Source organism: Gordonia malaquae (assembly GCF_037148075.1).
Lineage (GTDB): Bacteria > Actinomycetota > Actinomycetes > Mycobacteriales > Mycobacteriaceae > Gordonia > Gordonia malaquae.
Window position 1 is genome coordinate 846759 of sequence record NZ_JBBCUB010000001.1, and the last position, 24165, is coordinate 870923.

Annotated in this window: 24 protein-coding genes; 11 read left to right on the forward strand and 13 right to left on the reverse strand. The window is 67.6% G+C overall.

Translation table 11 applies throughout. The annotated features are described in order from the left end of the window. Positions 1-122: 122 nt before the first annotated feature. The gene (locus tag WFK36_RS04195) at positions 123-1298 is read right to left on the reverse strand and encodes a polysaccharide deacetylase family protein (protein ID WP_336789948.1); all 1176 of its coding nucleotides are present in this window, start codon (positions 1296-1298) and stop codon (positions 123-125) included. Between the two features lie 154 nt (positions 1299-1452). Here WFK36_RS04195 and serB point away from each other — a divergent pair, with 154 nt between their 5' ends. Then, positions 1453-2673 carry a phosphoserine phosphatase SerB gene (gene serB / locus WFK36_RS04200; RefSeq protein ID WP_008378169.1) on the forward strand — a complete coding sequence of 407 codons (1221 nt, stop codon included), beginning with the start codon at positions 1453-1455 and terminating at the stop codon, positions 2671-2673. A 4-nt stretch (positions 2674-2677) separates the two neighbouring features. Continuing rightward, entirely contained in the window at positions 2678-3412 is a 735-nt protein-coding gene (locus tag WFK36_RS04205) for a peptidyl-tRNA hydrolase (protein WP_336789952.1), read from the forward strand. A gap of 21 nt (positions 3413-3433) precedes the next feature. On the opposite strand, the gene WFK36_RS04210 is transcribed toward WFK36_RS04205, so the two are convergent. Next, a complete protein-coding gene (locus WFK36_RS04210) occupies positions 3434-4453 on the reverse strand; it encodes an LLM class flavin-dependent oxidoreductase (protein ID WP_336789954.1) in 1020 nt (339 codons plus the stop codon). 59 nt (positions 4454-4512) lie between these two features. Here WFK36_RS04210 and WFK36_RS04215 point away from each other — a divergent pair, with 59 nt between their 5' ends. Continuing rightward, positions 4513-5343, forward strand: coding sequence for an ABC transporter ATP-binding protein (locus WFK36_RS04215; RefSeq protein WP_336789956.1), 831 nt, complete (start codon positions 4513-4515; stop codon positions 5341-5343). 79 nt (positions 5344-5422) lie between these two features. Then, entirely contained in the window at positions 5423-6244 is an 822-nt protein-coding gene (locus WFK36_RS04220) for an NUDIX hydrolase (RefSeq protein WP_336789959.1), read from the forward strand. Between the two features lies 1 nt (position 6245). Here the strand turns inward: WFK36_RS04220 and ligD are convergent, their stop codons facing one another. Continuing rightward, entirely contained in the window at positions 6246-7211 is a 966-nt protein-coding gene (gene ligD, locus WFK36_RS04225; protein ID WP_336789961.1) for a non-homologous end-joining DNA ligase, read from the reverse strand. A gap of 71 nt (positions 7212-7282) precedes the next feature. Here ligD and WFK36_RS04230 point away from each other — a divergent pair, with 71 nt between their 5' ends. Further along, entirely contained in the window at positions 7283-8074 is a 792-nt protein-coding gene (locus tag WFK36_RS04230) for an enoyl-CoA hydratase/isomerase family protein (RefSeq protein WP_008378160.1), read from the forward strand. A gap of 13 nt (positions 8075-8087) precedes the next feature. Further along, positions 8088-9077 (forward strand): class I SAM-dependent methyltransferase, encoded by a 990-nt coding sequence (locus tag WFK36_RS04235; protein ID WP_336789963.1) that lies wholly within the window; start codon positions 8088-8090, stop codon positions 9075-9077. A gap of 55 nt (positions 9078-9132) precedes the next feature. Here the strand turns inward: WFK36_RS04235 and WFK36_RS04240 are convergent, their stop codons facing one another. Continuing rightward, positions 9133-10347 (reverse strand): THUMP-like domain-containing protein, encoded by a 1215-nt coding sequence (locus WFK36_RS04240; protein WP_336789965.1) that lies wholly within the window; start codon positions 10345-10347, stop codon positions 9133-9135. Between the two features lie 4 nt (positions 10348-10351). Continuing rightward, positions 10352-11647, reverse strand: coding sequence for an outer membrane protein assembly factor BamB family protein (locus WFK36_RS04245; protein WP_336789967.1), 1296 nt, complete (start codon positions 11645-11647; stop codon positions 10352-10354). 123 nt (positions 11648-11770) lie between these two features. On the opposite strand from WFK36_RS04245, the gene WFK36_RS04250 reads away from it, so the two are divergent. Then, a complete protein-coding gene (locus WFK36_RS04250) occupies positions 11771-12529 on the forward strand; it encodes an acyltransferase (RefSeq protein ID WP_336789969.1) in 759 nt (252 codons plus the stop codon). A gap of 21 nt (positions 12530-12550) precedes the next feature. Here WFK36_RS04250 and WFK36_RS04255 read toward each other — a convergent pair whose 3' ends face one another. The 8 genes from WFK36_RS04255 to WFK36_RS04290 form a co-directional block, all read right to left on the reverse strand. Further along, on the reverse strand, positions 12551-14149 hold the full coding sequence (locus tag WFK36_RS04255) for a signal peptidase I (protein ID WP_336789971.1): 1599 nt from the start codon (positions 14147-14149) through the stop codon (positions 12551-12553). Between the two features lies 1 nt (position 14150). Further along, the gene (locus WFK36_RS04260; RefSeq protein WP_336789973.1) at positions 14151-14699 is read right to left on the reverse strand and encodes a hypothetical protein; all 549 of its coding nucleotides are present in this window, start codon (positions 14697-14699) and stop codon (positions 14151-14153) included. Continuing rightward, positions 14696-15331, reverse strand: coding sequence for a signal peptidase I (locus WFK36_RS04265; RefSeq protein ID WP_336789975.1), 636 nt, complete (start codon positions 15329-15331; stop codon positions 14696-14698). The genes WFK36_RS04260 and WFK36_RS04265 overlap by 4 nt, the downstream gene beginning before the upstream one ends. Beyond that, positions 15328-15870: a hypothetical protein gene (locus tag WFK36_RS04270; RefSeq protein ID WP_336789977.1), complete on the reverse strand. Its 543-nt coding sequence runs from the start codon at positions 15868-15870 to the stop codon at positions 15328-15330. The genes WFK36_RS04265 and WFK36_RS04270 overlap by 4 nt, the downstream gene beginning before the upstream one ends. A 27-nt stretch (positions 15871-15897) precedes the next feature. Further along, a complete protein-coding gene (locus tag WFK36_RS04275; RefSeq protein ID WP_336789979.1) occupies positions 15898-16455 on the reverse strand; it encodes an alternate-type signal peptide domain-containing protein in 558 nt (185 codons plus the stop codon). A 156-nt stretch (positions 16456-16611) separates the two neighbouring features. Beyond that, complete coding sequence (locus WFK36_RS04280) at positions 16612-17856, reverse strand: glycosyltransferase family 4 protein (protein ID WP_336790955.1); 1245 nt, start codon at positions 17854-17856, stop codon at positions 16612-16614. A gap of 26 nt (positions 17857-17882) precedes the next feature. After that, positions 17883-19415: a glycoside hydrolase family 57 protein gene (locus WFK36_RS04285; protein ID WP_336789981.1), complete on the reverse strand. Its 1533-nt coding sequence runs from the start codon at positions 19413-19415 to the stop codon at positions 17883-17885. A gap of 14 nt (positions 19416-19429) precedes the next feature. Continuing rightward, positions 19430-20212, reverse strand: coding sequence for a class I SAM-dependent methyltransferase (locus WFK36_RS04290; protein WP_336789983.1), 783 nt, complete (start codon positions 20210-20212; stop codon positions 19430-19432). Positions 20213-20372: 160 nt separating this feature from the next. Here WFK36_RS04290 and WFK36_RS04295 point away from each other — a divergent pair, with 160 nt between their 5' ends. The 4 genes from WFK36_RS04295 to WFK36_RS04310 all read left to right on the forward strand — a co-directional run bounded on the left by WFK36_RS04295 (position 20373) and on the right by WFK36_RS04310 (position 24084). Beyond that, positions 20373-21158 (forward strand): electron transfer flavoprotein subunit beta/FixA family protein, encoded by a 786-nt coding sequence (locus tag WFK36_RS04295; RefSeq protein ID WP_008378147.1) that lies wholly within the window; start codon positions 20373-20375, stop codon positions 21156-21158. Positions 21159-21203: 45 nt separating this feature from the next. Further along, on the forward strand, positions 21204-22160 hold the full coding sequence (locus WFK36_RS04300; RefSeq protein WP_008378145.1) for an electron transfer flavoprotein subunit alpha/FixB family protein: 957 nt from the start codon (positions 21204-21206) through the stop codon (positions 22158-22160). A 208-nt stretch (positions 22161-22368) separates the two neighbouring features. Continuing rightward, a complete protein-coding gene (locus WFK36_RS04305; protein WP_336789986.1) occupies positions 22369-23190 on the forward strand; it encodes a GNAT family N-acetyltransferase in 822 nt (273 codons plus the stop codon). 21 nt (positions 23191-23211) lie between these two features. Continuing rightward, complete coding sequence (locus WFK36_RS04310; RefSeq protein WP_336789988.1) at positions 23212-24084, forward strand: lysophospholipid acyltransferase family protein; 873 nt, start codon at positions 23212-23214, stop codon at positions 24082-24084. The last annotated feature ends 81 nt before the right edge of the window (positions 24085-24165 follow it).

Consider the following 24165-nt stretch of genomic DNA (forward strand, 5'->3'; position numbering starts at 1 on the left):
GCCCGTCCGAGATCTTCGGACGGGCCTTGCGGCGTTTCGACTCGCTACGCTCGCTCAACGAGCAGGGGAGTTGCGCTCGCTCAACGCGCAGGGGGAGTTGCGCTCGCTCAATGAGCAGGGGACTAGTGCTTCGCGTCGACCGCGACGGGCGCGAGCCGCTGCAAGTGTGTGAGGACGGCGGGGTCCTGTGCCTCCATCCAGGCGACGACGTCGCTGTAGGTGGCGCAGATCGTTTCGGGTCGGCCGCAGACGTCGGACATGAAGTCGCGGGTGGCGGGGTTGAACGCGTCACCGCTCCAGGTGTTGAAGTGATTGGCGATCACGATCGGCGCCCGGTTTCCTCGGTAGGCGCGGTCGTACATCGATCGGTAGGTCTCGCGGACGATCCGGCGGATTCGCGGCGCATCGGCGGGACGGTTCGCAGCGCCGTTGGCGGTGACCCAGAAGTTGTAGTCGAGAGCAGTCTGCCTGGCGCGCAGCGGCGGCGAGTACACGTAGGGGATGGGAAACTCCCAGATCCCGCGGATTCTCTTCGGCCAGAAGATGCCGGGACGATCGGCGGGCATCGACGAGTCCCAGGTCATCGAGTGCTTCACGAGGGCGGGGAAGAGGCTGGCCGGGCTGCCTTCGAGGCACTGCGTCCGACCGCCGCGTACAACGTCTGGTCCGAACGCCAAGTCGGGGCCGTCGGTGATTCCGGTGTTCGTGCGCCAGTTTGTCATCAGCGAGAAGAACTGGTCCAGCTCGTGGTTCCAGTCGGCCGTGGTCCAGTCCCGACCCGGGTACGACGTCCCCGCGCAGAAGTGGCCGACGTAGTGGGTGCCGAGTTCGTGGCCGTCGAACCAGGTGCGGTTGAGGAGCTTCACCTCGGCCTTGACGTCCTTCGTGGAACCTCCGAACCCGATCGCGGCTTCTCCAGGCTTCCTTCCGGGCGCGCGATAGTGATTGCGGGCGTCGTCGGTGAGGAAGTACAGACCCGTCATCAGTGCCGTGAACCTAGCGCCGCTGCGGTCGGCGGCGTCGAGGAACTTGTGGAACTGTGGGCTCACGCCGACTCCGTCGAAGGAGAACAGCACAAACTGCGGAGGCTTCTCATCGGGTGCCAACCTGCGGATCTGCACATTGGACGGTCGTCGTTCGGGGGCGCCGCTCGGCCGTTCGACCGCAGACGTGGTGGTTCTCACGGTACGGGCCGCCGTGTCGTGGGATGACGCCTCGCCGCAGGCGCTGACGGAGACGAACGCAGTCGTCACAGCGGTGATGACGGCGACGGCGCGGGAGTGCGGGCGCAAGGTCACGTGGTCTCGCTTCTCTCCGAGGCATTGGTCCACTGACCGTAGGAGCGCACGGCCGCGGGGTTCAATCGACTGAATGGACGATTTCCGGCACCCGGGTATGCGGCCCGATGCGGCATGTCGGGAGAGGAGCCTTCATAATTCTTGGGTGGACACTGTGCAGACCAAGCGGACCATTCTCCTCACCGTCAGCGGGCCCGATCGGCCGGGCGTGACGTCGTCGTTGATGGGTGCGCTCGCCGGTGTGGGCGTCGACCTGTTGGACGTGGAGCAGGTGGTCATCCACAACCACCTGACCCTCGGCGTTCTCGTCTCGACCACCGGTTCTGCGGCCGCGGTCCTCGACGCCGTGGATCTGCCGATGCACTCACGCGGGATGTCTGTCGAACTCGCCGTCGACGCCACGTCGAACGGGCACCGTCCGTCGACACACGCGATCGTGATCCTCGGCCAGCCGGTGTCGGCGGAGTCGTTCCAGGCGGTCGCCGCCGAGGTTGCGAGCTGTGGTGGCAACATCGACTCCATCCGAGGCATCGCCGACTACCCGCTGACGGGTCTGGAATTGATGGTCACGGTCGCCGACGACGCACAGGCCGACACCGCGCTGCGTGCCGGTCTGGTGACCGTCGCGACACGATTCCCGATCGACGTCGCCGTCGAACGCGGCGGGCTGGCTCGCCGTGCCAAGCGGGTCATCGTGTTCGACGTCGATTCGACTCTGATCCAGGGTGAGGTGATCGAGATGCTGGCGGCCGAAGCAGGCCGTGAGGCTGAGGTCGCGGCCGTGACCGAGGCCGCGATGCGCGGTGAGCTCGACTTCGCCGAGTCGCTGCACGAACGGGTCAAGGCATTGGAGGGGCTCGACGCGGAAGTCATCGACCGGGTCGCCGCGGCACTGGAGTTGACTCCGGGCGCCCGCACGACGATCCGAACCCTGCATCGCCTCGGCTACCACTGCGGTGTGGTCTCCGGTGGCTTCCGCCAGGTGATCGAGCCGCTTGCGCGAGACCTCGAACTCGACTTCGTCCGCGCGAACACCCTGGAGATCGTCGACGGCGTGTTGACCGGTCGTGTGATCGACGAGGTCGTGGACCGGCCCGGGAAGGCGCGCGCGCTGCGCGCGTTCGCCGACCAGGTGGGCGTGCCGATGGAACAGACCATCGCTGTCGGCGACGGTGCGAACGACATCGACATGCTCGCCGCCGCAGGTCTGGGTATCGCGTTCAACGCCAAGCCTGCGTTGCGCGAGGTGGCCGACACGACACTCGATCACCCGTTCCTGGACGCGGTCCTGTTCATGCTGGGCGTGACACGTGACGAGATCGAAGCCGCCGACATCGAAGACGGCACGTTGCGTCGCGTGCCGCTGGAGTCGTAGTTCGGTGTTCTCCGACGTCTACGATCGCCTCGTCGGATACGTCGGCGGCGGCACCGATCCCGAGGATCCGGGCGATGTCCTCGCGATGGGCATGGTGCTGCGCATCGAGAAGTCCGACCCGCCGAACCGCCACGGTCTGCTCGTCGCTGCCGCGCGAGCCGTGGTCCTGCTCTGTCTCGATGAGCGGGCCCAAGCCGATGGCCTGTGGGCGCCGGGCCTCGACGCCTGGTGCGACGCGCGGATCCGGAAGATCGCTCGACGGGCTCGCGGCAAGCAGTGGTACGACGTTCAAGGCCTCTGGGGCGTCACCGCAGAGCACGACGGATGTGAGGCACGAGCCTTCGTTCCGGGACGTGTCGGCGACGTCGACCCGCGGGTGAAGAAGCTGCAGATCGGTGGAACTGACGTCGACGGAGAGCTGCTGTCGGGTGATCCGTCAGGCGGCGGCGAAGGCCTGTGCCTGTGGATCAACCCGGGACTTGACATGACAGTCGGCAAAGCAGCCGCTCAGGTGGGCCACGCGTCTATGCTCGGAGTTGCGCTGTTCTCGCTCGACGAGGCGCAGACCTGGTACGACGCCGGGTGTCCGCTGGACGTGCGGCTCGCATCGGCAGAGCGGTGGTCGGCTCTCGTCGCGGCGGCCGACCGCGGTGCCGCCGCCGCGGTCCGCGACGCCGGGTTCACCGAAGTGGAGCCAGGCTCCATGACTGTCATCGCCGAACGAGCCAGAATCGACTGACTCCCCGACTGTTCTCCGGTGTCAGGGTGTGGGGGCGAGGTGCTTGACGGTGCCGAGCCAGACGTCGCGGTCGCCTGCCAGGGGAGCGAGGATCAGTTCGTCGGCGCGTGCGTGGGCGGCGAACGACGCCAACTGTTCACGGACCTGATCCGGGGTGCCGACGGCGGCGTAGCGGAGCATTTCGTCCACCTGGGCGCCCTGCGGGCCGTCGAGGAGCATCTCAGCCTCGGCGTTCGTCAGGTTGCGGCCGCGATTGAACAGCAGTCGGACGCGCTGGACCTTAGCGTTGTGCAGTTGGGCGGCGGCCCGGTCGGGGTCGTCGTCGGCGATGACGGTTGCGGCAGCCATCACGTACGGCTCGGACTGCGAGCCGTCAGGGAGTTCGGCGGGGCGGAAGTCTCGCAGGTAGATGTCGACGGCGCGCTCGAGCGCCTGCGGTGCGAAGTGTGAGGCGAACGCGAACGGAAGTCCGACCGCGGCGGCCAGCTGAGCGCCGAACAGCGACGATCCGAGAATGTACAGCGGAACGTTCGTGTTGCTGCCGGGTGTGGCGCGGACGCCGTCGACACCTGCGCCGGAGAAGTATCGGAGGAGTTCGACGACGTCGCCGGGGAAGTGCTCGGATGCGGCCGGACTGCGGCGCAGCGCATGGAAGACGGCTTGGTCGCCGCCTGGTGCGCGGCCGAGACCGAGGTCGATTCTGCCGGGGTGCAGCTCAGCGAGTGTGCCGTACTGTTCGGCGATCGCCAGAGGAGAGTGGTTCGGCAGCATGACGCCGCCCGCGCCGAGCCGGATGTGGGACGTGTGAGCGGCCATGTGCGCGATCAGAACCGCGGGTGCGGCGGACGCGATGGCAGACATGTTGTGGTGCTCGGCGTACCAGAGACGGGAGTATCCGTGCTGGTCAGCGTACTGGGCGAGGTTGAGCGAGTGGGCGAGGGATTCGGCGACCGTCTCACCCGGCCCCACCTGTGCGAGGTCGAGGAGGGACAGTGGAACGGTCGGTGCGGGGGAGTCGGTCACGCTGTGTTGCAGCGACACCGAGACACGAAATATTCCCCGTCGCCGGACTGGCGACGTCGATCGTGCACCATGGAGACGTGACTGAACGCATCGCTGATCCCGACCTGCTCATCGAGTTCCACGACGTGTCGATGGTTCGGAGCGGGAAGACTCTCGTCGGACCCGTCGACTGGCGAGTGGAACTGGACGAGCGGTGGGTGATCATCGGGCCGAACGGCGCCGGCAAGACGTCACTTCTGCGGATGGCTGCAGCGCTCGATCATCCGACCACCGGTGATGCTTTCGTGGTCGGCGAGAAGCTGGGCCGCACCGACATCCGAGAGCTCAGCACCCGGATCGGACTCGTCAGTTCGGCGTTCGCCGGCCGCGTCCCGGCAGACGAGAAGGTGTCGGATCTGGTGATCTCCGCCGGCTACGCCGTCTTGGGGCGATGGCGCGAGGAGTACGACCCGATGGATCGCGCGCAGGCCGCCGACATTCTGGAGTCGATGGGTGCCGAGCACCTCGCGGACCGCACCTTCGGCACGCTGAGCGAAGGCGAGCGCAAACGTGTCCTCATCGCACGCGGTCTGATGACCGACCCCGAACTGTTGCTGCTCGACGAGCCTGCAGCGGGCCTTGACCTCGGCGGACGCGAAGAACTCGTCGACCGACTCGGGACTCTCGCCGCCGACCCCGACTCGCCCGCGATGGTGCTGATCACGCACCACGTGGAAGAGATTCCGCCGGGCTTCACCAACGTGCTGATGTTGTCCGAGGGCGGCGTGGTCGCACAGGGCGCCATCGAGGACACCCTGACGGCGGAGAACCTCTCGACGACGTTCCGGCAGAACATCTCGCTGTCGTACGACAACGGACGCTACTTCGCGCGCCGCAGCAGGCGCGCAGGCGGCCATCGCCGCGCCTGAGAGACATCCGCTGTGCAACGATGAGACGACCGACCGAGCGTAAGTTCGGTCACAGCCGTGCCAGTCTCAAGGAGCGCCCATGTCAGCCCCCGACGTTCAAGCCCCCGTTCCGCTACGCGACGCGTCGACGGTGGTCCTCGTTCGCGACAGCGCCGAAGGCATCGAGGTGTTCCTGCAGCGACGCGTCCAGCAGATGGCGTTCGCAGGCGGAATGACGGTGTTCCCGGGCGGCGGCGTCGATCCTCGCGACCGGGAGGCGCAGATCGCCTGGACCGGCCCCGACGTCGAGTATTGGGCCGAGCAGTTCTCGACGGATGAGGCGTCGGCCAGGGCGCTTGTCTGTGCTGCGGTCCGCGAGACGTTCGAGGAGTGCGGTGTGCTCCTCGCGGGCACGGCCGACGACATGCATCCGGATCCGTCGTCGTTGTTCGGCGCCCGCGCCCGACTCGTTGCGAAAGAGCTGTCGTTCGCGCAGTTCCTCAACGACGAAGGTCTCACCCTGCGCGCCGATCTGCTGACACCGCTCGCGCACTGGATCACGCCGAAGAACGAGAGCCGACGCTACGACACCCGGTTCTTCCTCGCCGCCATGCCCGACGGTCAGGAGGCAGACGGGGAGACCAGCGAAGCCGCCGAGACTCGGTGGCAGACGGCTGCGGACGCGCTCGCCGGCTGGGACGGCGGAGACCACTTCCTGCTGCCGCCGACGTGGACCCAGCTGAGGCACATCGCGGAGTACAGCACCGTTGCCGACCTTCAGGCCGCGCCGCGGGCCATCACACCGATCGAACCGTCCATCTCGTCATCCGGTCTCGCCGGGCTCACGTTCGCCGACTCGAGCGAGTACTTCACCGCACTCGGTGACGGCCGCATGGAGCGGCTCAAGAACACGAACGCCTGACTCAGCCCTCTTCTGCGATGGGCGGTATCTCGGCGTCGTCTCGGTCCGCCCATTCCAGGAGGGTGTCGAGGCGATGGGCGACGTCGTTGATCGGGGCGTGCAGGTCGCCCAGACGCGCAAAACGGTCCGGCATGGTTGCGACGGTGAAGTCGTCCGGCTCGGCGTCGGGCAGTTCGTCCCAGGTGATCGGCGCCGATACCGTGGCGCGCGGGGTGGCGCGGACGGAGTAGGCGGCAGCGATCGTGTGGTCGCGCGCGTTTTGGTTGAAGTCGACGAACACCGCGGTCGGATCGCGGTCCTTGCGCCACCAGGTCACAGTCGCCTCACCTGCCGCCCGTCGGGCCACCTCGGCTCCGAACGCGTGAGCTGCTCGTCGGACATCGGCGAAGCCCCACTCCGGCGCGATCCGTACATAGATGTGCAGGCCGTGTCCGCCCGAGGTCTTCGGATATCCGACGACGCCCAGCTCGTCGAGGACCTCGTGCGCGATCGCGGCGACGCGACGCACCTTCGCGAAGTCGCAGTCGGGCATCGGGTCGAGATCGATTCGCCACTCGTCGGGTTCCTCCACGTGCCCTCGTCGCGAGTTCCAGGGATGGAACTCGACGGTCGCCATCTGAACCGCCCACAGGACGGCAGCCGGCTCGGCGACGCACAGTTCACTCACGATGCGCTTGTAGCGGGGAAAGAAGATGTCGACGGTCTCCACCCAGTCGGGGGCGCCCGCGGGGAGCTTCTTCTGGTGCACCTTCTTCTCGGTGGTGCCCTTGGGGAATCGGTGCAGCATGCACGGCCGACGGTCGAGTGCGCGGGTGATGCCGTCGGCGACGGATTCGTAGTAGCGCGCGAGGTCGAGTTTGGTGAGTCCTGCCTTGGGGAAGTAGATGCGATCCGGGCTGCTCAGACGCACCGTCCGCGTGACCCCGTCAGGACCGGGAACGTGCAACTCGACAGCATCTGCGCCCATGTGACAACAGTAGTCACATGCGCCCCGTACCGGGTTCGTCTAGAACAGGTGTCACCCGGTAGCCTGCCCTTATGACTGCTGAGTTCGTGACTCTTGAGACATCGCCCGAGCATCCCGGCGTCGGCACCATCCGGCTGAACCGGCCGCCGATGAACGCACTGAACCGTCAGGTCCAGGCCGAACTGGTGGCTGCCGCGGAAGAGGCAAGCGTGCGAGACGACATCAAGGCCGTCGTCGTGTACGGCGGACCCAAGGTCCTCGCCGCAGGCGCTGACATCAAAGAGATGAACGACATGTCGTTCGCCGACATGTCCAAGGTCGCGGGCAAGCTGCAGGACGGCCTCGGCGCGATCGCATCGATCCCGAAGCCGACGGTCGCGGCCGTCACCGGGTACGCGCTCGGCGGCGGACTCGAAGTGGCGCTCGGTGCGGATCGCCGTATCGCGGGCGACAACGCCAAGCTCGGCGTCCCCGAGGTGCTCCTCGGTGTGATCCCCGGCGGCGGCGGCACTCAGCGCCTCGCCCGCCTGATCGGTCCCTCGCGCGCGAAGGACATGGTCTTCACCGGTCGATTCGTCGGCGCGGAAGAGGCGCTCGCGATCGGCCTCGTCGACGAGGTCGTCGCACCTGACGACGTGTACGACGCCGCTCTCAAGTGGGCGGGTCAGTTCGCGGGCGCCGCGTCCGTCGCGCTCGCCGCCGCGAAGACCGCGATCGACGCCGGTCTGGACACCGACCTCACGACGGGCCTGAAGATCGAGGCCCAGCTGTTCGCCTCACTGTTCGCCACCGAGGACCGCACGATCGGCATGGAGTCGTTCGTCGCCAACGGTCCCGGCAAAGCGAAGTTCACCGGAAAGTAGGACCTTCACCTTCATGACGACCATCGACAAGAACGGCGCGGACGACACTGTCGATCCGGCACCGAACCCCCACGCCACCGCCGAGCAGGTCGAGGCGGCGCTCAAGGACACCAAGCTGGCCCAGGTGCTGTACCACGACTGGGAGGCCGAGACGTACGACGAGAAGTGGTCCATCTCGTTCGACCAGCGCCTGATCGACTTCGCTCGTGGCCGCTTCGACCGCATCGCCGGCGATGCCGAACTGCCCTACGGTCGGGCCATGGAGCTGGGCTGCGGCACCGGCTTCTTCCTGCTCAACCTGATGCAGTCGGGTGTCGCCGAGAAGGGCTCGGTCACCGACCTGTCGCCCGGCATGGTCAAGGTCGCGCTGCGCAACGCGGAGAACCTCGGGCTGGACGTCGACGGCCGCGTCGCGGACGCCGAGAGCATCCCGTACGAGGACAACACCTTCGACCTCGTCGTGGGCCACGCTGTGCTCCACCACATCCCGGACGTCGAGAAGTCGCTGCGCGAGGTCCTGCGCGTCCTCAAGCCGGGTGGTCGATTCGTCTTCGCAGGCGAGCCGTCGACCTACGGAGACTTCTACGCTCGTTGGATGAGCCGTGCCACCTGGTGGGCCACCACGAACGTGACCAAGTTCGGACCGCTGAAGGAATGGCGTCGCCCGCAGGCAGAGCTCGACGAGAGCTCGCGCGCCGCTGCACTCGAAGCGGTCGTCGACATCCACACGTTTGCACCCGAGGACCTCGAGCGTCTCGCGAAGGCCGCAGGGGCCGTCGAGGTCCGCTCGGAGGCCGAAGAACTCGCCGCGGCGATGCTCGGCTGGCCCGTCCGCACCTTCGAGGCGGCCGTCCCGCAAGAGAAGCTCGGCTGGGGCTGGGCGGGATTCGCCTACGGCGGATGGAAGCGCATGACGTGGCTCGACGAGAACGTGCTCCGCAAGATCGTTCCGCCGCAGTTCTTCTACAACGTCCTGATCACCGGTGTGAAGCCGGAAGCCTGATCCGACATCAGGAACGGCCCGTCTCCCGCTGGGAGGCGGGCCGTTGCTCGTCTGATCACCTGTGCGGTGTGCGAACGCCAGGTTCGCAGAGAAACCCGACGCCGTTGCGGCCGACCCGGGTGAGAATCAACGCGAACGGCCTCGAACCCTTGAGCTTCAGCTTTCGGCGCAGTCTGTCCGGATCGATGTCGAGACCGCGGACGAGGATCTCCAGGCTTCCGCAATCGTGAGACGACAGCGCGCCACGCAGAGCCTTCTCGGTGACCCCTACCTCGTCGATCACCCGGAAACCGCGCTCACCCGCGGGGACCGTCGACCCGGTGAGGTACGCGATCTGCGGATCGAGCTGTCGGAGACCGTGGCGGTGGGCGTAATGCTGCACCAAGCCCGCCCGAACCACGGCGCCGTCGGGGTCGACGATCCACTCGTCGACACCGGGGGAGTCGATGTCGTCGGGGTCGTCGGAGGTGAGCTCCTCCACGCGGACCACACCGTCGACAGTCCGCAGGACTGTCGCACGACGGTCGGGCAGGTCGTCGGCCTCCGTCCAGAGGCAGGCCTCGCGGACACCGCCGTCGAGTGAGGTGACCTGGACGTGGCATTCGATGCCGAACCGGTCGCGGAGCATCCGGTAGTCGAGCCCGGGGGAGCACTTCACGACCAGCGGGCGCCCGGCGTACACGGCGAGGAGCTCCAGGAGAGGCGGGTCCAACTCGTCGAGCCGAAACGTGCGGCCGCGGGCGCTGCGACGGGCGGGATCGGCGATCACGACATCGGCGTTCGAGGCCGGTGCGAGAGCGTCTGCTCGCATCAGCTGAACGCCGCGGCGATCACCTAGATTGTGTGCCGCCATGGCGAGCCTGACCTCGTCGAGGTCACTTCCGAGCACTCCATCGAGTTCGGTGCGGGCCGAGAGAGCCGACAGTTCGGCGCCGATCGAGCAGGTCACGTCATGGACCACCGCCCCCGGATGGCGGCCCGCGATGTCGGCGGCGCGGTGAGCCGCCACTGCAGTCGGCGTCGCCTGCTGCAGCGCGGTGTCGCTGAGGAGCAGGCGGTCCGCGTCGTCGAGTTTGCCGACGGCACGTCGACGCGTCCGGACGGTCTCCACCAGTGCGGCCTCGTGCGGGCTGTATCGGCTCCGGAGTTCCGGAAGGTCTTTGAGCAGCGACGCGTCCGTCAACGGCATCTCAGACGCTGTCGCCAACGCCTTCTCTCCGTACCGCGACGTCAAGAACGCGACGTCGTCCAGGGTGAACGCGAACGCCATCGACTCAGAACGGGCGGTAGAAGAAGAACACGGTGCCGTTGGACGTGCCGACCGCGATGGAGCCCCACGCAGAGACCGCCACACCGGTGGAGAAGCCCTTCGCGCCCGGCAGCGGCAGCGTGCGCTTGGTGGCGCCGTCCGCGGTGCTGAACTCGGTGAGCGCGAGGGACTCGCCGTCGCGCGTCACCGCCCACAGTGTCCCCGCCGACGTCTGTGTGCCGAGCCCGGCGGTCTGCACATCGTCGCGACGCGCGACCGCCTCGACGCGTGTTCCCTTGTCGCGCAGGATCGTCAACGGTGCGCCGAGCGCGCCGGCGGGGACGAGGGTCCCGTCCGGCGACACGGACAGTGTTGCGAAACCGTGGCCGCCGACGTCATGCGACCACCGGACTGCACCGGTCGCGGCGTCGAGCGCGTACAGCTTGCCGTCCCGGCCGAACGAATACACCGTCTTGCCGTCCGCGGAGACGGTGGGCGGGCCCATCACACCTCCGCCGATGTCGGCGGTCCACAAGTCGGTGATGGCACCGTCGGTATAGGTCATCGCCTTCACCTGGGACGACCGTGCGCCCTTGGGGAAGAAGGTGAGGAACGCGCGGTGGGTTCCGAGGTCGAGTGCCGGCGGCGCGGCGATCGCGCAGGCCGGTCCGCCGACGGTGCAGTCGGCGAGCCCGGCCCGCGCGTCGGTGTTCGTGTCCGGCCGGAGGAGGGCTTCCGGGGCCGCGAGGTCACCGGTCTGCGCGTTCAGCAGCAGAACCTGCCCCTGGGTTGTCGCCACCAGGACTCGACCGGGCGCGGCGAACTTCGCGGACAGCGGCACGCCGTACGTCGGGTAACGCCACCGGATCGCCCCGCCGCCGTTGAACGCGAAGAACATGCCCGCCTCGCCGATGTACGGCTGGCCGATCTGGTCGAAGAGCGGCGTGTTGAGCGGCGACCCTTCGCCGAGCCGCTTGCAGTAGTTCTTTCGGCCGGCACGCTGATCGAACACGTTGAGGTTGCAGCCCGACGCGGTCTTCGCAACGCCCGCGACGTCGCCGCTCCCGTTGATCGCGAGCGGAGCGGTGATCGCGCCGCCGACGTCGCGGTTCCAGATCAGTTGGAGATCGTCAGGGACCTGCGAGTATGTGAAGTTCGCGTTGGCTGCGTTGCCGCCGTACATCGGCCAGCCGTAGGGGGCGTTCTGCCGGACGTCGTGATGGCCGTCCGAGCACGCGGTGCCGATCAGGGCGACGACCGCCGCAAGAGCTGCTACGACGAGCAGACGTGAACTGCGTCGTCGGCGGGCTGCGCCGGTCATGTGACTCCTGACGTCGGCCCGCCGACTCGTGTCGTCGGGCGTGGAAGCTTCGCGCACGACTCTATCGCGAAAGGGTCTGCCTGATTCCGCAGGCCGGGAGTGCCTGGATTAGGGTTTGACCTCATGACCACCATGTGGAATGCGTCCTACCGCTCGCGATGGCGCGCCGGCCGGAACCGCGACGCCGAACAGGCTCGCTTCTTGACCCTTGATTCCCTGCGATGGGTGAAGCGGAACAAGGCCTGGACGCCCTGGTACCTGGTGCGCTATTACCGGCTCGCTCGGTTCCGACTCGCCAACCCACATATCGTGCTGCGCGGCATGGTGTTCCTCGGCAAGGACGTGGAGATCCACTCGACGCCGCAGCTGGCGCGCATGGAGATCGGTCGATGGGTGCACATCGGCGACGGCAATTCGATCCGCTGCCACGAGGGCAGTCTCCGGATCGGCGACAAGGCCGTCTTCGGATGCAACAACGTCGTCAACGCCTACCTCGACATCGAGGTGGGCGGGTCGACCCTGGTCGCCGACTGGTGTTACATCTGCGACTTCGACCACGTCACCGACAACATCGACGTCCCGATCAAGGACCAGGGCATCGTGAAGGGACCGGTCCGCATCGGCGCCGACACCTGGGTGGCCGCCAAGGTGACGGTGCTGCGCAACACGATCGTGGGCCGCGGCTCAGTGCTCGGCGCCCACGCGGTGGTCCGTGGTGAGATCCCCGACTACTCGATCGCCGTCGGCGCCCCGGCCCGCGCGGTGAAGAACCGCGTCGACATGTGGGAGGAAGGCGCCGAGCAGAGGGCCGAGATCGAACGTGCGCTCGCCGACATCGAACGCAAGAAGGCCCAGGCCGAGGCGAAGCAGAAGTCGGACTAGCCCACCGCGTCTCGACGGGGTTCAGCCGCTCTCGGTAACCGCGTGATCAGTCGCCGAGCCGACTTCGGGAACTGGAGTGTCAGCAGATCGCGTGGTCGGCGCTGCCGGTTCGGCGGTCGGCGCTTCCGTGGTCTGCGGCCGGGTCACGGCTTCGTCCCAGCGACTGCCCGTCCACGTCATTGTCGTGACGGTGCCATCGAGATCGATGATCTCGAGCACGTCGGCACCTGGGCGCCACCGAACCGTGCTGCCGGGGGAGTGGTCGCCGGTGTACTCGACGGCCGTCGTCGTCGCGTCCCGGATCGTCAGGGTCGCACCGTCACGGAAGAACGCGTGGCCCCCACTCGGACTCGGGGTGCCGCCCGGTGGGAGTTCGGGAGTCTGCGACGTCGGCGGCTCCACACTCGTGGTCGTCGACGACGTGGACTCCGAGATCGTCGACGACGACGCGCTCCCTGGCGGTGTTGCCACAGCCGACGAGGACGGACCGGATGTCTCCGAGGACGCGCTCGATACGGCTGCGGTGGACGACTGTGTCGAGTTCGGCGCTGCCCTTCGCGCGGCGGGGCCGGTCACGGTGCCGCCCGCGCCTGGAGTCTTGCAGCTCAGCTGGGGGACCAATCCCGTCAATCCGCCGCCTTTGACAACCACCTGTTGCGATAGCGACCCGGACGACGCGAAGTTGCCGACGTAGTTGGTGAGAGTCATGGTCAACGTGACACTGCCTCCGAGTAGGGCCGGAATCAATGAGATGAGCCAGCTGACCAGGCCGAGACTTCCCGCATCCACGGTGGCGGTCGGTGTCGGCAATGAAGAGGCGGCGAAGTTGGATGTCTGGGGACTTCCCGAGCCGGTCGTCACGATCCGGTACGTGTACGCGGAGTGAGACGTCGGATTCGGGAACGTCAGCGTCACGGAGCTGCCGATTCCGATGATGCCGCCACTTGCGTTGTCGCAGCGGAGTGAGGTCGGGTTCTCGGGGCGTCCGGCGGTGACGGTTCCGGTCGCGGTGGCCGTGCCAGTCAGGGGCGCGGCAGCGGCGTCGCCGACCCCGTGCACAGCGGTGGCGCCGAGAGCGAGTGACGTCGCGACCGCCGTCCCCGCGATGACTCGGCGGCCGGTTGTCGTCCGACGCCATCCGCCGCGGGGTGCGAAGGCGATCGCGAGCAGTCCGGCGGCCGCGAGTGCTTGCAGCACGAGCGTGTGCGGTGCACTCAACCACGACGCGAGGAAGCCGACGACGGGGATCGTGGTCGTAGATCGGTACACGGTGCTCACGATGTAAGGCTGCGGGTCGGGAGACGCGTTGGCGTCTCCACGCAATGTCAGAATCGCGGCTGTACCCGCTGCGGGGGTCACGGTCACCACCCGGTGGGTGACCCGGACACCGTCATCGCGGGTCACGGTGACGATGTCGCCTGGACGGACATCGGCCGCGGGAACGGTCCGGGCGAAGCCGATGGAGCCAGTGGGGACGGTCGGAGCCATCGAACCCGTCTCGAATATCACCGGTCGGACGCCTAGGGCCAGGCTCAGCACAGTGGCGACGATGCACAGTGCACCCAGTACGGCAGCCGTCGTCAACGCCACGTCGAGTCGATGTCGGGCAGCAGGTGACATCTCACACCCCCGTCGCGTCGAAGGTGAACAGGACGGTTCCGGTCGACCCCGCGAGCGTCCCGACCGCGCCCAGGGGCAGAGTCAGCTGCACGCACACGTTCTCGGTCCCCGTCGTGGCCGGGAGGACTCCGCTGGTCGATCGGAAGGCGGCCTTCGTACCGGTGACGGCCTGCCCGGTCACGCCGCTGCCGCCGGTACAGGTCGGACCGGACACCGTGCCGCCGACCCGGGAGGTGAGCGTCGTCGCCTGGCCCAGCGCGGACGCGCTCTGAACGGACCCGACGTACGTGAACGGCGTGGATCCGACGTTTTGCACTTGAATCAGGAATGCCGTCGACGACCCGGGAAGCAGAGAGCCGGGGAAGGTGAAGGAGTACGGCGTGGACCCGTTCGTCTGGATCTTCAGATAGGCGGTGGTGAACGTGCCCGACACCGTCTGCGCCGATGTCGACCACAGAGCCGCGGTGCCCATCGCACCCGACCCGAGCAGAAGGCCGCATGCCAGCAGCGCGCGGACACGCCTGGAGACGGAGGAAGCGTCGGACGTCATGAAGATTCTCGGCCTCCTGCCGTGTCGGCTGCACGAATCAGAGCGGTCGGCGTCTCGTCGGCCGGTGGTTCGTCCGCATCGTCGTCGGGGTCGCCGCCCTCCCGCCAGTCTCGATAGAACTCCCAGGCGCCGTATGCGAACAGCAGTCCGGCGAGGACGAAGACGGTGATCGTCCGCCTGTGCCCGGTGAACCAGCTGTTGGCGAATCCGAGGTAGGGGATCGAGTACCAGAGCACGCCGCGAACCTGCACGGGCCGTACGGGATCGTCGTTGCGCCCGTTCGCATCACCTCGCGTGATGAATCGCAGCTCGCCGTTCGGGGCGTGCGCTATCTCGACGACACGGTGCGTGATGACATCGGACTGGCCTGATCTCACCTGGTAGGTGATCACGTCTCCGACTTCGATGAGATCGACCGGTTTCGGCTTCACCACGATCAGCGTGCCCGGAGGGTAGTCGGGTCGCATCGAACCGGTGAGCACTGTGTACGGGCGGCCCCCGGCGATCTTGGGCACGAGGATCGTCGCGCACAGTGTCGCGAACGCGGCGGCGAGCAGCAGCCAGGACACGGCCTGCCACACGTGATGCATCCGGGTGACGGGTTTGCCGGAGTCGGTGTCGGGGCGAGTCATGGGCGGGTCTGCTCCGCGTCGAAGGCGAACGAGATCGTGTAGGTGGCGGGGAGCGTGCCGGTCGCCGCCGCCAGGGTCGCACGGATGCACCAGACGGTCTGGCCTCCGCGCGCGACGCCGGTCCACGGCGCAGTGAACACTGTCGGGGACGTGACCGTCTGCGATGTGAAGGCGGCGGGCCCGCCCGGACATGCGCCCACCGAACCGTCGAGAGTGACCCCGACGGTCGCCCCCGACGTGCTCACAGTGGGACCTGCAGTGCGCAGACGGAACCGGAGGGACGTCGTGCCGGTGTTCTTGATGGTCAGGTTCGCCTGTGACACGCCGCCGACGGGCACGTTCGTCCCGCTCAGTGCGGGAAACGCGAATGCCGGTCCGGTCCCGTCGCCCGGCGACAACTCGATGGTTCCGGTCGCGACGTCGGTGGCGTCGCCGGGTTGCTGATCGGACCACAGGGCGAACGTCGTCGACAGCGACCCGAACAGCAGGGACACCACGAGCATGCCGAGCGCGGCGAGCAGGATGTTCCGCTTGGTCACGGACTTCCTTTCGCGGTCGTCAGTTCATCAGGGGCGGACCTGGTCGAGTTTGATGAGCATGCCGCTCACGTTGAGAGCCGTGTTGACGCCCACTCGGTTCGGTGTCGCCGCGTTGAACGTGACCTTGACGCTGACGTGGAGTGTGTCGCCGTCGTTCACCGTGATCGGTGGAGGAGTGGTCACCGCGCCGCCGGTACCGATCGCAACGGTGTTGGCGAAGGTCACGCAGGACCCTCCACACGCGGGATCTGTGATCGTCGAGCCGGGGACCGACGAGTTGTCGACGCTGAGTTGTGCGTGCATGTTCTTGCCCTTGGCGACGACAGTGCAGTCGTTCTTGTACTCCCAGACGTCGCCGGGGACCATAAGCGCTCCGGCCGGGACCGCGCTCGGATTGCCGGGGATGTCGGCGGAGATGTCCGTCCAGGCGCCGGCGGCGCCGCAGGAGAGGTCGAGATCGCCTGTGGTGACGTCGCTGCCTCCGACGGGCGCTTCGTCGCCCCACAGGGCCAGCGATCCGGCACCGCCGAGCAGAATGATGACGCCTGCGCCGATTGCGAGCGCGCCTTTGGTCTTACGGTTCATGGGGTTACCTCGTTGTGGTGGGGGTCGTCCACCACCTCTGTGGTAAACGTCACACCATAAGGATCGACCCAAGGCCGCTCATCGTTTCACGTTTTCGGAAATCAATTCCGTCGGCTGAACGGTTGAATTCTTTTCAACCGTTCGCCGCAATCTCCGTCAGTTCCCGGGATCGCGATCCGGCATGGGACGTACGGGAATCTGCGGGCGAGGCCGAACGGGCGCGTCGCGGCGCTGCGCCGCCCCGTACACGGCCGCGGTCCGCTCGGCGACCACCCGCCAGGTGAACTCTTCCGTGAGCCGTTCCGCCGCCCGCTGCGCACGAGTGGCGGCGACCGACGGATCGTCGAGTGCGTCGCACACGGCGACGGCGACGGCGACGGGATCGAACGGGGGAAACGTCCAGCCGGTCTCTCCGTCGGTGACGGCCTCGCCGAGCCCGCCAGCGGTCGACGTGACCAGTGGGATGCCGGTGGCGGCTGCTTCCAGTGCAACGATGCCGAACGGTTCGTAGCGGCTCGGCAGGACGATCAGGTCGCAGCGATGCATGAGTCCGATCAGTCCGTCGTGATCCTGTCGACCGGCGAAGGCGACGGCATCGATCACGTCGTGGGTGCGGACGAGCTCGTGCAGCCAGTCGGTCTGCGTTCCCTCGCCCGCGATCGTGAGTCGGGTTCCGGGATGCTGCGCGCGAATCGCGGGCAGGGCGGCGATCAGGTCCTGCACACCTTTCTCGTACTCGAGGCGACCGGCGAACAAGAGCTCCGGGGCACGACGCCGAGGAGTGCGAGCCGCAAACGTCCACGCGCTCACATCGATGCCGTTGTGGATGACGCTGATCGGGGCGAGCGACGGACCGAACAGTTCGGTCACCTCGTCGCGCATCGACGCAGAACAGGTGATGAGAGCGTCCGCCCGGTTGGCGAGCCATGACTCCACCGAATGGACCTGTCGGTTCACGTGCCCGGCCACCCACCCGCTGTGGCGGCCGGCCTCGGTCGCGTGCAATGTCGCGACCAGCGGAACGTCGAAGTGCTCGGCCAAGGCGATCGACGGGTGTGCGACCAACCAGTCGTGTGCATGAACCACGTCGGGGGTCCACCCGTGACCCAGGAGGCGCAGTCCGGCGCGGATGAAACCGTGGCCCATCGCGAGGGTCCAGGCCATCATGTCGACACCGAAGTCGAACTCCGGCTGGTCCTCGGCCACGGCGATCACGCGAACGCCGTTCACCACGGTGTCGGTGGTCGGGTGGGTGAACTCATCGGTGCCCGACGGCTGACGGCAGAGGACCGTCACGTCCACTCCGAGATCAGCGAGGGCTTCGGCCAAGTGATGGACGTGCCTTCCGAGGCCTCCGACGACCACCGGCGGGTACTCCCACGAGACCATCAGGACCTTCACCGGCCGGGTCTGTCGGTGTGCGGCGGTCATCGGTCATCTCCGTCACGGCTGGGCAGGCGGCGGGCGTCGAGCGCGCCGAACATGTTGTCGGCGTTGCGCCAGCCGCGGGCGAGCCGCGTCGCGGCCTCGGCTCGACCGGCGTCGGACGCAGCGCAGATCTCGCGTGTCGCGTGCGCGTGCTTGTAGGCGCGGTCCTGGGCGTATCCGGCAGCGGTGTCCTTGGAGACCATGAACGGCCAGTCCGACTGCACAGTCATCAGTGTTTCGCGCAGGATCTGGTCGGCGACCTCGTCCCTCGCATGCGAGGCCGTCGCGAGACGCTTGTCGAGCGAATCGAGGGCGGTCGCGGTCACCTCTGAATTCAGCTGCACGAGGTGTTGGACCTGTGGGCCTTCCCAGACGCGCCAGTCCTTGCCCGATCCCCACGACGAGTCGGCGAGGTCGACCGGCTCGCCGACGTATCCGTTGCGACGGGCCGTGTCGAGCGTGCCGACGGTGATTCCGACCTCGGGCAGGCGGCGCAGCAGCCGTTCCAGCCATACGGGGCCCTCATGCCACCAGTGGCCGTACAACTCGGTGTCGAAGGCGGCGACGACGAGTGCGGGTCGTCCGATGCGCTCGGACTCGGAGATCAATCGGTCGCGGATGCAGCCGATGAAGTCATCGACGTGGGCGTTGATCGCCGCGCCGACCCGGGAGGGGTCGTAGGGCTTCTTCTCATGGGCGGGCACGGTTTTGCCGGTCACCCGCACAGACTTGAACCCGGTCTCGTGGTCGTAGGTGTGGAAGTCGCGGTAGTCGGCGTGCCCCGGATACCCGGACTTGGGGGACCACACGCGATAACTGACGGTCAGATCACGTCCGAACGCGACGACGCCGGAATCGCCGACCGGTCGGCCCAGAGCCGTGTCGCCGTGCAGGGTCGGGCCGTCGACCATGAAGTGTCGGACGCCTGCGGCGGCGTACTCGGCCTCCATGCCGGGTGTGTATGCGCACTCCGGTGCCCAGATGCCCGACGGCCTTGTGCCCCAGCGATGTTCGGCGTCGGCGAGGCCCTCGGTGAGGGACAGCCTGCGCAGCCGCTGGTCGAGGAGAGGCTGGAACGGGTGCGCGAGCGGGCCGCCGAGGAGTTCGATGACCCCGGAGTCGACGAGGGGCCGGATCTGCGGGCTCCCGCCGTGCCTCCACTGTGTCTCGAAATCAGCGAGAGCGGCTGCAGCGGAACGGAACTCGCGTGTGCCCGCGTCGGCGCGGGCGTCGTCGCGAGACAGCGCGGCTTCCATCGCCCGCAACTGCCAGTCGGCGAGCCATTCGTACATCGAGGCGCCGGCGTAGGGATCGTCGAGCTGCGCGGCCAGGATCGGGGTGACGCCGAGGGACAGCTGATCGGTGAGACCGTCGTCGGCCAGGCGTCGCAGCATCGAGAACATCGGGAGATAGCAGTCAGCCCACGACTGATACAGCCACTCCTCGCCGACCGGCCAACGGCCGTGATTGGGCAACCAGGGGAGATGCGAGTGCAGGACGAGGGCGAACTGCCCGGGAACACGGTCGGTCATCGCTGACGTGCGTCCTAGAAGCGTGCGGCGACGGCCAACAGGTCGAGGCTCGCGTCGATGTCGGCCTCGGACGCGCGGCGGATGTCGAAGTCGGCGATCGTGATCCCCGCGACGTCGGCGACGAGATCGTCGGGCCACGACTCACCCGCCAGGGCGCGGTCGATCTGCGCGTCGATGATCGACCCGCCCCACTTCTGGTCCAGTTCCACCAGGCGTGCACCGTGGTAGACGCCGAGCATGTCGACGACGTCGAACCCGTCGTCCGACAGGAGTTCGGTCAGCTCGGTGGCCGAGAGCTCCCGCGTGTGGAAGGGATTGAGCGGCGTGTCGCGACCGGGGGAGAAGGTGATGCGGTTGGGGGTGCTCATCAGCAGTTCGCCGCCGCCGCGCAGTACGCGGAAGCACTCGCGGACGAACTCGCTCTGATCCCACAGGTGCTCGATGACCTGAAAGTTGACGATCATGTCGACGGAGGCGTCGTCGAGCGGCAGGTCGATCAGATTGCCCTGGTGCACAGTCAGTTCCGGGTACACGCGGCGTGTGTGCTCGACGGCCTGCTGGTCGTAGTCGACACACGTGACCGACCGCGCGTCCCGCGCGAGCATGGATGCGCCGTAGCCCTCGCCAGAACCTGCTTCGAGGACGTCCCGGCCAGCGCAGCGGCGGAGGATGTAGTCGTAGGCGACTTCATGACGGCGGAACCAGTAGTTCTCGGCGGGGATTCCCGGGACGGTGCGCTCGCCGGTCAGGGCGAGCTGATCGGCGGGTGATCCAGCCTGCGGTTCGGTCATTTCCATGAGACTAGTGGAACAGGTTCGCGCAATCCGAACCGCGGCGGCCTGAGATATGAGAGACACCACGTTCTCGCAGAGAGGTCAAGCCGCTACAGTGAGAGAGACCCTGGGCCTTACCGGCTGGTAAGTTGCCGAACCCGATGCAGGAGGTCGACGAAGACCCATGACGAATACTGTCGTTCTGATCAAGCAGGTTCCCGATACCTGGTCTGAGCGGAAGCTCGCCGACGGCGACTACACGCTGGACCGTGAGGCTGCCGACGCCGTTCTCGATGAGATCAACGAGCGCGCAGTCGAGGAAGCGCTGCAGATCAAGGAGCGCGACGGCGGCGAGGTGACCGTGCTCTGCGCCGGTCCCGACCGCGCCACCGACGCCATCCGCAAGGCGCTCTCGATGGGTGCCGACAAGGCGATCCACATCAACGACGCGCAGCTGCACGGCAGCGACGCAGTGCAGACCGCCTACGTGATCGCCACCGCACTGGGCACCGTCGAGGGCGTCGAACTGGTCATCGCAGGCAACGAGGCGACCGACGGTCGCTCGGGTGCCGTCCCCGCGATGATCGCCGAGTACTTGGAGCTCCCGCACCTGACGCACCTGCGCAAGCTCGAGGTCGACGGCGAGACCCTCAAGGGCGAGCGTGAGACCGACGAGGGCATCTTCCACGTCGAGGCCTCCCTCCCGGCGATCGTCTCGGTCAACGAGAAGATCAATGAGCCCCGCTTCCCGTCCTTCAAGGGCATCATGGCCGCGAAGAAGAAGGAAGTCCTCGTCCTGACCCTCGCCGACCTGGGCATCGAGCCCGAGGTCGTCGGTCTGGCCAACGCGGGCAGCACCGTCACCGGCGTCACCCCGAAGGCTGAGAAGACCGCGGGCGAGCGCGTCACCGACGAAGGCGACGGCGGCACCAAGGTCGCTGAGTACCTGGTCGGCCAGAAGCTCATCTGATCCCACTCGTTCTGAGCGAATACCAAAGACATTCAGGAGAAAATCATGGCTGAAGTACTCGTGCTCGTTGAGCAGGATGCCGAGGGTGGGCTGAAGAAGGTCACCAGCGAACTCATCACCGCCGCCCGCGCACTGGGCAGCCCGGCCGCCGTCGTCGTCGGCAAGCCCGGCACGGCTGCAGGCGTCACCGGCGGTCTCGCCGAGGCAGGCGCCGAGAAGATCTACGTCGCGGAGTCGGACGACGCCGCCGCGTACCTCGTCTCGCCGAAGGTCGACGTCCTGTCGACTCTCGCCGAGCAGGTCGGCGCCGCAGGCGTCCTGGTCGCCGCGACCGCAGAAGGCAAGGAAGTCGCCGGTCGTCTGGCCGTGCGTCTCGGCTCGGGTCTGCTGACCGACGTCATCGAGGTCAAGGAAGGCGGTGCCGGCGTTCACTCGATCTTCGGTGGCGCGTTCACCGTCGACGCACAGGCAGGCGGCGACACCCCGGTCATCTCGGTTCGCCCGGGTGGCGTGGAGGCCGCACCGGCCGCCGGAGCAGGCGAGGTCGTCAACGTCGAGGTTCCGGCGCAGGCCGAGAACGCCGTCAAGATCACCGGCTTCGAAGCCAACGTCGGCGGCGACCGCCCCGAGCTCACCGAGGCGTCGATCGTCGTGTCCGGTGGTCGCGGTGTCGGCTCGGCCGATCAGTTCGCCGTCGTCGAGGCACTCGCCGATTCGCTCGGCGCTGCAGTCGGCGCTTCGCGTGCGGCTGTCGACTCGGGCTACTACCCGGGACAGTTCCAGGTGGGTCAGACGGGCAAGACCGTCTCGCCCCAGCTGTACATCGCCCTGGGCATCTCGGGCGCCATCCAGCACCGTGCAGGCATGCAGACCTCGAAGACCATCGTCGCCGTCAACAAGGACGAGGAAGCACCGATCTTCGAGATCAGCGACTTCGGCATCGTGGGCGACCTCTTCAACGTCGCACCGCAGCTGACCGAGGAGATCAACAAGCGCAAGTGAGCGCTGTGATCACCCTTCGGTGAGTCGTCACAGAACACCCCGTCGCACTCGGTGCGGCGGGGTGTTCTTGCGTCGCGGGCCAACACGACATCGGTGAGACGTCAGGGTTGCGGGGCGGGAAACGCCGCGTCGAGGAGTTCACGGGGCGTGTGCGAACACGACACGTCGACGTGACCGCGACGCCGCTCCGGTCGCCTTGACTGCAGGCATGACAGTGATTCAGGTTGCAGCGAACAGCGCACGTACTCGCCGGGTGCTCCTGGCGGGTGGCGACTACGAAGTGACGATCACCGAAGACTCGGCCGACGTCGACGCGGCACAGCGTCTGCGTTTCGACGTCTTCAACAACGAGCCCGGATACTCCGATTCGATCGGTGACGCGGCGTCGGGCCGCGACGCCGACCGATTCGACGACTTCTGCGAGCACCTGCTGGTGCGTCATCTCCCGACCGACAAGCTCGTCGGCTGCGCTCGTGTCCTCCCGCCGCCCCGCGCCATCGCGGCGGGTGGCTGGTACTCGGCGGGCGAGTTCGACCTGGACGAACTCGACCCGATCCGCGGGGAGACCGTCGAGATGGGCCGTGCCGTTGTCGACCCCGATCACCGCAGCGGATCGGTGACGGCGATGCTCTGGGCCGCGCTGCTCGGCTACCTCGAGGAAGGCGCCTACCGGTACATGATGGGCTGCGTGTCCGTGCCGCTCGAATCACCGCTCGGCCGTGGACGTGAGCTCCGAGGCATCCGGGACCTCTCCCGCGACAAATACCGCGGACAGTGGCAGGCGTTCCCGCACATTCGAGTCGAGGTCGACGGCAAGTCCCTCGACGAGCTGGAGCCGCCGGAGACCCTCCGCCTGCCCGCACTCCTGAAGGGGTACACCAGGCTCGGCGCCCGAGTCTGCGGTGAACCCGCATTCGACGAGGTCTTCGACGTCGGCGACTTCCTGACAGTCCTCGACCGCCACCAGGGCGAGGCGCGCTACGTCGAACGACTCCGCGGCGCGATGGCCCGGATGAAGAGCGCGGACTAGCGGGCCCGGGGCAGCGACACCATGACGAACACGACCGTGAACCAATGGGTGCCGCACAGCCCGTGCGGCGCGGCATGCGTGCCGGAGACCAAGCGAGTGTCGAGGCTGCGGTCGACGGCCCGGATGACCGGGTTCGCTTTCGCCGCAGTCGTACTGCTGACGGTCGGGCTGATCACCGTGCTCGTTCCGCGACGAGCCCGGCACGGCTACTGGCGGGGGAGCGCGCGCGTCTGCCTCCGGTCGATGGGCGTGCGGCTCACGGTCGAGGATCGACGTCCCGACGAGGCACGTCGAATTCGGGGAGCCCTCATCGTGGCCAATCACGTCTCCTTCCTCGACATCGTCGCGATGGCGTCGGTCGCGCCGGCCCGGTTCGTCGCCAAGCACGAGGTGGCGCAGATGGCGGGCTTCGGGATCGTCGCCAAGGCGTTCGGCGTCCTCTCGCACGTCCGCGGGGATCTCCGACTGTTGCGACCGATGATCGACACGGTCACCGGGATCCTCGACCGGGGACGTGCCGTGGCGGTGTTCCCCGAGGGCACCACCTGGTGCGGTGCGGCGTCCGGGCGGTTCCGCCCGGCGTTCTTCCAGGCGGCCGTCGACGCGGGAGTCCCCGTCCTGCCGATGCGGCTGACGTACAGCGAGTCGGGTCGCCCGACGACTCTCGCCGGGTTCATCGGCGACGACACGATCGGCGCCACATTCATGCGCATCGTGACCGCTCCCGAGCTCGTCGTCACGCTCACCGTCTTCGACCTGCAGCTCCCCGCGCCCGACCGCCTCGAGCTCGCGAAATCGGTGCAACGGCTCGTGAACCCGGCCGTCGACCTCTCCGACCGCCTGGTTCCGGTCGATCTCGTCGACACGGCGCGCCCGGCGCCGAGCCCCGTCTGACCCGACCGGGCCGCACGGGAACAACGCGCCAAGTCCGCGACAAGGCGACTCCAAGCCGTCGCGACCACGGTGTCCTCATCG

Bases quoted from the DNA above. Each gene is read 5' to 3' on its own strand.
- WFK36_RS04285 (WP_336789981.1), bottom strand. From the start codon at position 19,415: ATGACCGACCGTGTTCCCGGGCAGTTCGCCCTCGTCCTGCACTCGCAT.
- WFK36_RS04290 (WP_336789983.1), bottom strand. From the start codon at position 20,212: ATGGAAATGACCGAACCGCAGGCTGGATCACCCGCCGATCAGCTCGCC.
- WFK36_RS04260 (WP_336789973.1), bottom strand. From the start codon at position 14,699: ATGACGTCCGACGCTTCCTCCGTCTCCAGGCGTGTCCGCGCGCTGCTG.
- WFK36_RS04220 (WP_336789959.1), top strand. From the start codon at position 5,423: ATGTCAGCCCCCGACGTTCAAGCCCCCGTTCCGCTACGCGACGCGTCG.
- WFK36_RS04230 (WP_008378160.1), top strand. From the start codon at position 7,283: ATGACTGCTGAGTTCGTGACTCTTGAGACATCGCCCGAGCATCCCGGC.
- WFK36_RS04240 (WP_336789965.1), bottom strand. From the start codon at position 10,347: ATGGCGTTCGCGTTCACCCTGGACGACGTCGCGTTCTTGACGTCGCGG.
- WFK36_RS04265 (WP_336789975.1), bottom strand. From the start codon at position 15,331: ATGACTCGCCCCGACACCGACTCCGGCAAACCCGTCACCCGGATGCAT.
- WFK36_RS04235 (WP_336789963.1), top strand. From the start codon at position 8,088: ATGACGACCATCGACAAGAACGGCGCGGACGACACTGTCGATCCGGCA.
- ligD (WP_336789961.1), bottom strand. From the start codon at position 7,211: ATGGGCGCAGATGCTGTCGAGTTGCACGTTCCCGGTCCTGACGGGGTC.
- WFK36_RS04255 (WP_336789971.1), bottom strand. From the start codon at position 14,149: ATGTCACCTGCTGCCCGACATCGACTCGACGTGGCGTTGACGACGGCT.
- WFK36_RS04250 (WP_336789969.1), top strand. From the start codon at position 11,771: ATGACCACCATGTGGAATGCGTCCTACCGCTCGCGATGGCGCGCCGGC.
- WFK36_RS04295 (WP_008378147.1), top strand. From the start codon at position 20,373: ATGACGAATACTGTCGTTCTGATCAAGCAGGTTCCCGATACCTGGTCT.
- WFK36_RS04245 (WP_336789967.1), bottom strand. From the start codon at position 11,647: ATGACCGGCGCAGCCCGCCGACGACGCAGTTCACGTCTGCTCGTCGTA.
- WFK36_RS04305 (WP_336789986.1), top strand. From the start codon at position 22,369: ATGACAGTGATTCAGGTTGCAGCGAACAGCGCACGTACTCGCCGGGTG.
- WFK36_RS04310 (WP_336789988.1), top strand. From the start codon at position 23,212: ATGACGAACACGACCGTGAACCAATGGGTGCCGCACAGCCCGTGCGGC.
- WFK36_RS04300 (WP_008378145.1), top strand. From the start codon at position 21,204: ATGGCTGAAGTACTCGTGCTCGTTGAGCAGGATGCCGAGGGTGGGCTG.
- WFK36_RS04275 (WP_336789979.1), bottom strand. From the start codon at position 16,455: ATGAACCGTAAGACCAAAGGCGCGCTCGCAATCGGCGCAGGCGTCATC.